7 protein-coding genes and 1 pseudogene are annotated in these 6,714 nt (G+C 44.6%); 5 read left to right on the top strand and 3 right to left on the bottom strand.

What is annotated here, in order from left to right; all coding sequences use genetic code 11:
• Positions 1-450 (top strand): annotated as a pseudogene (locus EKM70_RS11045) (IS30-like element ISLsa1 family transposase); the annotation flags it as partial.
• The gene (locus EKM70_RS11040; RefSeq protein ID WP_164506384.1) at positions 422-1,108 is read left to right on the top strand and encodes a hypothetical protein; all 687 of its coding nucleotides are present in this window, start codon (positions 422-424) and stop codon (positions 1,106-1,108) included. The pseudogene EKM70_RS11045 and the gene EKM70_RS11040, both read left to right, overlap by 29 nt.
• A gap of 65 nt (positions 1,109-1,173) precedes the next feature.
• Here the strand turns inward: EKM70_RS11040 and EKM70_RS11035 are convergent, their stop codons facing one another.
• From EKM70_RS11035 to EKM70_RS11025, 3 genes are all read right to left on the bottom strand, one after another.
• On the bottom strand, positions 1,174-1,383 hold the full coding sequence (locus EKM70_RS11035) for a hypothetical protein (RefSeq protein WP_263853609.1): 210 nt from the start codon (positions 1,381-1,383) through the stop codon (positions 1,174-1,176).
• Positions 1,355-2,074 (bottom strand): helix-turn-helix domain-containing protein, encoded by a 720-nt coding sequence (locus EKM70_RS11030; RefSeq protein ID WP_225416440.1) that lies wholly within the window; start codon positions 2,072-2,074, stop codon positions 1,355-1,357. The genes EKM70_RS11035 and EKM70_RS11030 overlap by 29 nt, the downstream gene beginning before the upstream one ends.
• Before the next feature lie 102 nt (positions 2,075-2,176).
• Positions 2,177-2,386, bottom strand: coding sequence for a KTSC domain-containing protein (locus tag EKM70_RS11025; protein WP_125547785.1), 210 nt, complete (start codon positions 2,384-2,386; stop codon positions 2,177-2,179).
• Positions 2,387-2,723: 337 nt separating this feature from the next.
• On the opposite strand from EKM70_RS11025, the gene EKM70_RS11020 reads away from it, so the two are divergent.
• From EKM70_RS11020 to EKM70_RS11010, 3 genes are all read left to right on the top strand, one after another.
• Complete coding sequence (locus EKM70_RS11020) at positions 2,724-3,254, top strand: hypothetical protein (RefSeq protein ID WP_125547783.1); 531 nt, start codon at positions 2,724-2,726, stop codon at positions 3,252-3,254.
• Between the two features lie 193 nt (positions 3,255-3,447).
• Positions 3,448-4,887, top strand: coding sequence for an S-layer protein (locus EKM70_RS11015; protein ID WP_125547781.1), 1,440 nt, complete (start codon positions 3,448-3,450; stop codon positions 4,885-4,887).
• A gap of 174 nt (positions 4,888-5,061) precedes the next feature.
• Complete coding sequence (locus tag EKM70_RS11010) at positions 5,062-6,435, top strand: hypothetical protein (protein WP_125547779.1); 1,374 nt, start codon at positions 5,062-5,064, stop codon at positions 6,433-6,435.
• The last annotated feature ends 279 nt before the right edge of the window (positions 6,436-6,714 follow it).

Below are 6,714 nucleotides of genomic sequence, written 5' to 3'. Positions count from 1 at the left end.
TGGGAAGTAGATACGGTGCTTTCTAGTCGAAGTGAGTCACGATCATGTCTGGTTACATTCGTAGAACGTAAGACCCGACTTCTATGGGCCATCAAAGCCCCTAATAGAACGGCTAAGGCTCTAAACACCGCCTTTGGCAAGTTTATGGGGGCCTTCGGTCCCCAAGTAAAATCCATTACTGTTGATCATGGTAAAGAGTTTGCCAATTATCAGGCCTTAGAACAGGATTATCAGATCAAAGTTTATTTTTGCCATCCATATTCACCATGGGAGCGAGGTTCCAATGAATATTTTAATAGGCGGTTACGCTGGTTCTTCCCGAAAAAGACCAATTTTAGCCAAGTAACGACTGATGAGATCCTAGCAGCACTTGAACTAATTAATCAACGACCATTAAAAATACATCATCAACAGACTGCCATTGAAAGATTCCGGGCTTGTTCGGATTAAACTTGTAATTTGCCACAATGAAAAATTGTTGTGTATTATTGAAGATAAGTTAACTGCATACGCTAATGCCTCTGGAACGACTTTCTCAGTGGTGAATGACTATCCACGAGATGAATTCAGGATGGCACTGCATGTCATTGATGATCGGATTCGAATAAATGCTGATCGCGTTAAGGTTCAAACCGGTATTATGGTTATTAATAGTGAACTGTCTGAAGGGCCAATTAGATTCAAAATGACTTATCAGATGAATTATGGTACTTATCACGTTAACTTGATTGGAGAGGAACTTCTTAGTGTTTGGCATACTTGGAAAGAGGTACGTACTAGAAAAGAAATGGACAAGTTAAGTCACTATGAGGATAAGAGTAATCTGATCAATCAATATATTGGCAGAATGCAAGTGACTATGAACGCGGATGAAAATTTTCGGAAACAGTTGTTCCGACGCTTGAGCCATGTAGGAAAGAATACATCTTCCGCGATACGATTAGATTTGAAGAAACTTCAAACTGACTTGTCTTTGCCAATAACTCGGTTGGCGTTGCTCGCAAAAATTGAAGGTATTTTCAAGAAGTATTCGTTGACTGATTGTCGGGCAGTTCAAGAGTCCTTAAATCGCTTCTTAATGCAGATGACGAAATCACATGGAAACTAGAAAAACGACTGGAATCTGGAAGTGCACTAGTCTCTGTTAAGTTGACAGTTGAAATAATATAATTTTTAGTATTGCTTAAGCGGCTTCATCGCGGTGGAGCCGTTTCTTTGTGCTGTGCGGTCAATATAGTTGAAGTAGTAAATGCCTGCCCCAATCAGTTTCACTAATTCTTCTCTTGTCTTTGGCATTGGGTGACTATCCAACCAGTTAAGCTTGAATTCATTCCACCAACGCTCCATTGGTGCATTATCGTATGGTGTTCCTGGACGTGACATGCTTCTGATCACTCCCTGTTCTGTAGTTCCCGGACTTTTTTAAGAAGAGATCAATGACCTCCTGTTTCTTAATTTTCGCTTTAAGTTGCCGATTCTCCAACTTGAGTCGTTCAAGTTCTGTCATTTCTTCAACGGGTTTAGTCCGACCACGATTGTCTTTGAGTGCTGCGTAACTGTTATCCTTGGACTTCAAAACCCATGATCGTACCTGCTTGTACGATACCTTAAAGTGTTCAGCTGCCTGAGAGTAGGAATGTTTATCGACAGTAACATACTCAACGATTGTGATTCGTTCTTCAAAAATAGTTTTACGACTCATAATGCGGACCTGCTTTCTTGACGGCGTAGCCGTCAGAGCTTTATTGGTCCCATTATACTGAAATTTTTTGATCCAGTCTTGAAGCTGCCTACAGCTTCTAAGACCAAAGCGATCTCGAATTTCACGCAAGCTTCCTTCCTTATTTAAGTAAACTGTTACGGCTTGTAGCTTAAGCTCTGGACTATATCGAGTCCAGTTATTTCGTTCTTCTAATCCATCGTTCCCATCCTGCTTGTAAAATTTTTGCCACCTGGTAAAAGTCTGACCGCTAATGTTGAATAAGCCAAGATACGCTAACTTCGGTAAATCAGTTTTCGACAGGCCCTGAATAATATTTAGCTTTTCTACGGCCGTGAATCTAGTTCTAGGCATAATAAAGTCCCCTCAAAGTTAACAGATGAATTATACTTTTTCATCTGTCAACCTTAAGGGGACTATAGCAAAGGTCCAGATTCAAATCGTTTTTAATTAGCTTTATTCAATCACAATATACGAATGGTGACACAAAACATCATCATAGAAATAATCGACATCATCAGCATCTAAAAACTCCAGTAAGGTCTTTTCGGTAACGTTGCAGTAGACGCGAACTTGGCCGTTCTTGAGGCGGACCTCCAATAGTCCGCAGCCTTCGGCATAAGATACCGCGGCCACTACCTCACTGTTGATTATAGTTAGAGGCATAAAATCACTTTCTTTCCCGTTTTAGTTCGTGATAGTTAGCCATGCTCTGCCCGTTTGGGGGTCTTAGTAGGAGCAATTGAAGCGTAACACGTTTGGCATAGGGAACCATTACTAAACGCTAGTTGCGTGGGGTCATTAACCCAACACGTTAAAGTTATTGGCATGCATGTCGTAATTGGCGTATGGCGAGGTTATTTAGCGATAAATTTATTTATAGGGCGTAGCCGACCAGTCTCCGGGAGTTTTCCTGTATAGTGGGGTCAAGTTGCTTACTGATCGGGAGACGCAAGCAATGTACACGGACACGATGGGAGCTTTGGGAAGGGGAGTCAGAGTCATGGTTAAAGTTATTGCGCAGGTCAGTTATCCGGATACGACCGGGGCGCCAGTGGATTTTCACGTGATCGAGGTGGCGGAACAGGTGATGATTTTTAGTGAACCAATTGCCAATATTCACCGTTACTGGGTACCGGTGAGTGCAGATGTTGAGGACGAGGAGGAATACCTAGAACCGGTGGACGATCCTGACTACAATTTTCGCACAGATTTTGCCATCTATCGTCGTGAATATCACTTCATGGCGCCTGCGACGATTCGTGAGGCCCGCGAACATCTGGGATTGACACAGGCGGAGGCGGCGATTGCCTTAGGCTTGGATATCAGTCTCTTGGCGGATATTGAGGCTAATATGGCGCTTCAACCGTATGAGCAGGAAGTTAAACTTCGCTGGTTACTGAATCCAGAGGCATTTGCGAGTATGGTGCGGCGGCACCCAGCGATCATTCGAGAACACTGTCGTCAGACTGAGGTTGATGCCGAAAGTCTCTTGGGAAAACTTGCCATGTATGAGAGTAATTCTCATATTTAAAAATAAATTTACGGGTGATTGCCGGGCGGCGATCGCCTTTTTTGTTGGCGTTAGTTGCGACTTTTATGAAAGGCTCGTTGAGTTGATATCATGATTAACATAGTGAATTTTGCCGCAAGGGTTCCATTGATCGGGGCACCTGCTATACTAAATCGTGTTCAACCACATTACTTTTCTAGGGGAGAAAAATACAATGAGATCGATTCTAGCAAAATCACTTTACGTTGGTCTGGCCGCACTGAGTCTGGGTGGCGTTGCCAACAGCGTTATTGCACCGGCTACGGCAAATGCTGCTTCTAAGGCCAAGATTGTGTCTAAGGTTTCACTGGGTAAGGATGGTCAAAACGTTCAACTAACAGGAAAGAACGCCATCTATACCAAGCCGGGAACGGTGAACGGTGCCAAGCGGGTAGTTTCCAAAGCCAAAGCGAAGAATCTCGCCGCTTCCAAGCATTCCGCTGATTACTTCCGCGCTTACCACATGGCATTGACAAACCGGGGCACGGTTTACTACAAAGTCGTTTCCATGAATGGCAAGTACCGGGGTTACATCTATGGGGGTCGCGTTCAAAAGGCCTTTACTGGTGGCGTTCAAGAAGCAACGACGACCCACAAGGCCACGATGCCAACGCGGACAACTGGCTTCCATTTGCGTAACGTTAACAAGAACACGCTGTGGACGGCACCTAAGAACACTGAATACAAAGCCCATCGTGTTAGTCTTTACGGCTTGAACAAGAACGACACGTTCAAGGTTTCTAAGGCTGTGACGAAGAGTAAGGAAGGCACGTTATACTACTACGTGACCGCTGAGAGCGATTCTTCTATCTCGGGTTGGATTTACGCTGGTGAAGGCTACAAAGACGCTACGACCACTGAATTCGGTGGCTTGACGGTCAATGTTGCCGACCAAGCAGCTACGAATGACAACAGTGTGACGATTCAATACCGTGATGCTAAGACGAAGGCAGAAGTGGCTAAGGCTACTTGGACGACGGCGGATAAGAAGACAGTGGCTGGGCAAGCGGTTAATGACGCCAAGAACGCTTCTGGTCAAACGCTGACTGATGTCCTTAAAGGCAAGTTACCTAGTGGGTACAGAGTGCAATCTGACACGACGATTGCGGATGCAGTTAAGGGTGCTAGCTACGGGAACACCGTCTATGTGGATATTACGGCTGCGGCAACCTCTAAGATTTCGATGGCTGTTGGTAATGTGATGAACACAGTTTCCGCTGCATCCTCAGATGGAAAAGCGCCTAAGGCTGATGCGACGACAGCGGTTGATGTGATTAACCCATTGAAAAAGGGCGCCAAATTAACGGCTAAGGATGTTCAGATGGCCTTATCAGCTGATGCAATCAAAGCCTTGACTGGAGAGCCGACAGCAACGGTTTCAAGCAAGCTTGGTGTTATTGCAGGTGGCTTTACTACCGGCGCTAAAGGGCTGCAGACTTATAAAGATAAGGCTGGGGTCGAGTATCACTACGAATTCAGCATCGACACAACGAGCTTCACGGGTGATAACTGGAACAAGCACTTCGGTGATGACTTAAAGGCAACCTTCACGGCACAGCTTGTGTTAGGTAAGGGTGCTGGTACAACTACCGGTGATAACAGCTGGCAAGCATAGCTTAATCTAAATGACTGTTCAAGAGAGTGACCACCGCTGGTCACTCTCTTTTTCACGTCCGGTCATTAACCGAGTAAGACTTATTAATTTTTGGGAATGATCGGTAATCTAAACTCTTTATTTGGTATACTAGGTAGCGGTAACAAATTACTTAATTCCAGAGGAGATAAACACATGCAATCACGTTTAAGCAAGTCATTATTTCTTGGTTTAGCTGTTTTGAGTTTAGGAGCCGTCTCAGTATCGACGACTGCTCAAGCTGCTAAGAAGACCAAGGTAACGTCAACGACTAACCTGAGTTACAAGGGGTCAAAACGTAACGTTCAATCTAATGGTAAGAATGCTTTATACACTAAGCCAGGTGTTGTTAAGGGTGCTAAGAAGGTTCTGTCCAAGAATTCTATGAAGAAGTTCGGGACTTCTAGCAAGTCCAAGCAATACTTCCGGGCTTACCAAATGGCTAAGACCAACAAGGGAACACACTACTACAAGGTTGTTTCCATGGATGGTAAGTACCGTGGCTTCGTCTACGGTGGAACGAAGAAGGGGACTTTTGCCGGCGGGATCAAGAAGGCTGCAACGACTAAGAACGCTACTATGCCTTCAACGACCACGATGTACTTCGCTAAGCCAGGGACGCAAAATGTGACTTGGTCAGCTCCTCGTTATACCCAATACGGTGCCTCAACGAAGGTTAGTGACACCACGGCCTACGCTAACGACGAATTGACAGTGACGAAGGCTGTTAAGAAGTCTCGTGAGGGTACGCTTTACTACTACGTTAAGGACGCTAAGAACCCTGAAGTTAATGGTTACATCTACTACAAGGCTTTGACGGCTACTAAGCCAAGCAACGCCTTCAACGACAAGACCGACGTTAAGGTTAACTTCAAGACGACCGATGGAACTGACGTTAAGTCAACGTCCTTGACCGGCTTGAAGGACGCTAAGGGCGTTGTTTCAACCGCTACTGGTACTGACGTTTCGACTGATGCTAAGTCAAAGATCACGCCAGCATTGGCGGACGCTACTTTGAAAGGTACTGGTTACACATACACTGCTACCGATACGATGAACGCTAATGCTTTAGCTGGTAGCATCAAGACTGGTGACACGGTGACCTTATACGTAGTTAAGAACCAAAACGCGAACACGAAGATTCATTTCTACGGTTACAAGGGTCAAGTTAGTGGTTCTGACGACTTGACTGTTTACGATGGCAAGACGGCTTCAGCTACGACTGTTGTCTTCCCTTCAGTAACTAACGCTTTCACTGGTACCGCAGATACGGCTTACACTGCTAGTGATGTTGAAGCTTACTTGACCGCTAACAGCTTGAAGACGCTTTACACTCCTTCATACAAGGATGCTAATGGTGTTCAAACTTACGTTAAGTACGACTTCAACAATGCGGATGCTGGCTCATACAGCACTTCAGTTAATGCACATGCCTTCTACAAGGCCACTGTTGTAACTGGTAAGGCTTCTCCAGTTGATGTGGTTACGCCTACGACACCAGTAACGCCAAACACTAGTTACGTTGGTTAATTCTAACTGAATTTAGTTTTAAAGACCCCCATCGAATTTTTCGATGAGGGTCTTTTTAGCTTAACTAGGGTTATTGGGATAATGCGCATGCAGAGTAGGAAATTCGGCAAAGTATGGTCCTATTTATTTATTGATGGCAAATTCTATAATTAATCCGAACAGAAATTAAAAAGCCCAAAGCAATCACTTACAATGGTAGTAGCTAATTCCAACCAATATAGGGAGTGATTACTTTGGGTACATCTACTTTATCACGTTTTCAACGTGGCGCACTAGCAC

The organism is Levilactobacillus lindianensis (assembly GCF_003946095.1).
GTDB lineage: Bacteria > Bacillota > Bacilli > Lactobacillales > Lactobacillaceae > Levilactobacillus > Levilactobacillus lindianensis.
The sequence above is the reverse complement of the archived record's forward strand: the minus strand, read 5'-3'. Positions and strand labels throughout refer to the sequence as shown.

Excerpts from the sequence above, each read along its gene's own strand:
- EKM70_RS11035 (WP_263853609.1), bottom strand. The coding sequence starts at position 1,383 with ATGTCACGTCCAGGAACACCATACGATAATGCACCAATGGAGCGTTGG.
- EKM70_RS11030 (WP_225416440.1), bottom strand. The coding sequence starts at position 2,074 with ATGCCTAGAACTAGATTCACGGCCGTAGAAAAGCTAAATATTATTCAG.
- EKM70_RS11025 (WP_125547785.1), bottom strand. The coding sequence starts at position 2,386 with ATGCCTCTAACTATAATCAACAGTGAGGTAGTGGCCGCGGTATCTTAT.
- EKM70_RS11020 (WP_125547783.1), top strand. The coding sequence starts at position 2,724 with ATGGTTAAAGTTATTGCGCAGGTCAGTTATCCGGATACGACCGGGGCG.
- EKM70_RS11015 (WP_125547781.1), top strand. The coding sequence starts at position 3,448 with ATGAGATCGATTCTAGCAAAATCACTTTACGTTGGTCTGGCCGCACTG.
- EKM70_RS11010 (WP_125547779.1), top strand. The coding sequence starts at position 5,062 with ATGCAATCACGTTTAAGCAAGTCATTATTTCTTGGTTTAGCTGTTTTG.